This is a genomic window from Acinetobacter stercoris, assembly GCF_900323515.1.
Classification (GTDB): domain Bacteria; phylum Pseudomonadota; class Gammaproteobacteria; order Pseudomonadales; family Moraxellaceae; genus Acinetobacter; species Acinetobacter stercoris.
This window is the reverse complement of record NZ_OOGT01000312.1, coordinates 1-2771: the sequence shown is the minus strand read 5'-3', so window position 1 is coordinate 2771 and position 2771 is coordinate 1. Positions and strand designations below refer to the sequence as shown.

The 2771-nt window shown below is 34.0% G+C and carries 3 protein-coding genes; all 3 read right to left on the bottom strand.

Translation table 11 applies throughout. From position 1 onward, the window contains the following. Positions 1-410 (bottom strand): hypothetical protein (locus KPC_RS18895; protein WP_146196671.1); only part of this gene is annotated, 410 nt, incomplete at its 3' end. 1 nt (position 411) lies between these two features. Beyond that, positions 412-1008 (bottom strand): peptidoglycan recognition protein family protein, encoded by a 597-nt coding sequence (locus KPC_RS20975; protein WP_456049180.1) that lies wholly within the window; start codon positions 1006-1008, stop codon positions 412-414. Between the two features lie 914 nt (positions 1009-1922). Continuing rightward, on the bottom strand, positions 1923-2771 hold an 849-nt coding region (locus tag KPC_RS18885), incomplete at its 5' end, for a DUF2345 domain-containing protein (RefSeq protein ID WP_146196670.1).

Here is a 2771-nt window from a genome sequence, read left to right as displayed (position 1 = left end):
CATATATATGTCTTTAATTTTATTTTTTCATCATAATCTTTTTTTGAATTAAAATATGCAATAAAACCATTAGGATATAGCAGATAAACCTTACCATTAACATCAAATCTTCTTGAAAGCTCTAGTTCAACAGGAGTAGTGCCAACCAAACCTTCTATATAATTATCAATATAAGGTTTCATAATATAAGAAATATCATTTATATTATCTACATTAAATTTCCAGTCCTTACAAGCCAAATATAGTTCCAATTTATTTTCCAAAAAAACATGACATTTAAATTTGTCCTCATACTTTATTTTTGATATCACACCAATTTCATTAATATTGCTTGTATTTACATTTTCTCCACATCCTTGCATAAAAATAAGAATAAAAATTATGAATATAATTCTAAAATAACTATCCACTTTAATTTTCCTTTGGGTNTTTATCTAACATTATAAATGGCTTATTAATTGGTCGATAAGGTGTTTTTTTCTGTCCTGTTGGAGGACTATTTAAATATTTCTTCATTGATATCCACGGTAATCTACCCTCATAATCTGTTTTAGAACATAAATCTTCATGAAAATGAACATTATCGAACCCTAAACCATACTTTTTCATTAAAGCTGTTAATAAACATGCTGCTGATCTTGCTTGATTATCTGACACAGGATGCCACGCATTATTTTCATACATCCCACAAATTTCAATTGATAATGTATTATAATTACCTATTTTCGCCTTTTTAGTTAACTCATATTGAGCAACTCCCATATGAGAAGCAGGACTATTTAAGGAAAGTGCTTGAAATATTTTTCCATCGCTATTTAATCTTTTAAAACTACCATCTCTATTTTTTCCATTTAAACCACTACATATATAAAAATGAGCTACAGCTTTATTTTGCCTACCACTACTTATACTACTTTGGGCACTCCAGCCAGCTGTTCTATGCAATATAATTGCTACTGGTGAGCTAATTTTTTTTTCTGATTTTATATTATCAGTTATATCGACCATATGATTAACGATATAGCCATCTTTTCCAATATTTAAAGTTTGACATGGACAATCTTTAAATCCAGATAAACACTTTGAAAAAGTTAAAATAGGAAAAGGGAATGTAACCAAAGCCACAGGACTTTTTTCCTGATTTTTAGAAGCCTTTTGTTCAACTTCAGGTTTGCTAGTCGAAGGTATTGTTTTAGGTTTATCACTACCTGTATTTGGGCTTGCTGAATTTCCCTTTGCACCTTTTACATAAACATTAAGTTTTGCACCGATACTAATAACATCTGAACTTAGTGCATTCAATTTTTTTATCTCAGCAACACTATTATTTGTTGATCGTGCAATCGAACTTAAAGTATCTCCACGTTGTACTGTAATTGATTTTATTCCATTTTGCTTCGAAGAAGATGTGCTGGATGGTGCTTGACTCTTTTGCTCTGTAGTCTCCTGAGCTGTATTTTTTTGCGGTGGATACTTTAGCTTTTGCCCAACATAAATTTTATTCGGATCATCTATTTTATTTAAACTCATCAGGAGTTCTACAGTAGTCTGATGTTCTTCCGCTATTTTTCTTAATGTTTCTTTGGGCTTAACTTCATGATAATTACGCTCATAGTCACCTTTAGCGACATTTTTTTCACTAAGTTTTACACCACTTATAAGTACTTTGGGGCTACGCACAATATAATTTTGCTTTTCTCCTTGCAAGGTAAATTTTACTTTAGACTCATATGAGTTAGATGAATCATCATAAATCCTGACATCAATAATACTTCCCTCTGGTCTTTTAATTAACACAGACTCCCCATTTTCTTTAGTTTTATTATCAGAAATACATCGGCCAGATAACCAAAGTTGATGTTTTAATCCATTTATAGGCTGACCAGTAGCATCTAAAAATTTTATTTTAGCTGAAGTATCCATTATTCTTCTCCTTCCGTTGTATCTTCTTCAACTTCAACAGACCAATGCTCACTTGCACCAATCAAAATGTCATACTCTTGATTTTCTTCTTTATTTATTCGTTCTGTTCGCCCTTGTTCATCCAAACACCCCTCTATAAAACTACTATTTTGTTTATTGATTATTTTATATTTAACATTTGAAAAGTTATGTTCGTAGAACAGCTCGTAAAAATCCCAGCGATTGCTAAAGTTTCCTCCTTTATTCGAAGGTAAGTTTGGCACCTCAAAATTCACCTTCATCCCACTCATAAACACATGCTGCCCACTTTGTACTTTGAAGTATCTGTCTGTATTGACAAAGACACCTTGTTGCCCCACCACAAGTTGAGACCCGCCTGCTTTAATGTCAACCTCTATCGGGCTGGTAATCAAAATCTTGCCTTCCATCGCGGTGATCTTGATATCCAGACGGGCAAATAACTCCATCAAGGCATTTTGCGCATGCATCTGGATGTTCTCATTGGCAGCAATCACGCTAATCCCATTTACCGCAAAGGCAGTATATTTGCCCTGTGCATGCATCAGGATATTTTTTTGTGAGCTAAAGTTGGTTGAACCGCCTGAACTAAATCCAATCTCCTGACCTGCATGATTGACGATATCTTCAGGTGTAGTCATCGCGATGCCATTCGGTGAAGCAAACAGCATCAACGCCTGTCTAAACAGCGTGCCATTGCTTTGGTTTTCTGCTGAGGTATTTTCACTATTCTCCGTGTCTTTGTTAAAGCTACTCATAAAACTTTGTGCGGTATTTAACAACCCATTCAGGCCACTACCACCAGTCAAGGCACTGCTCAAGTTGCCGAG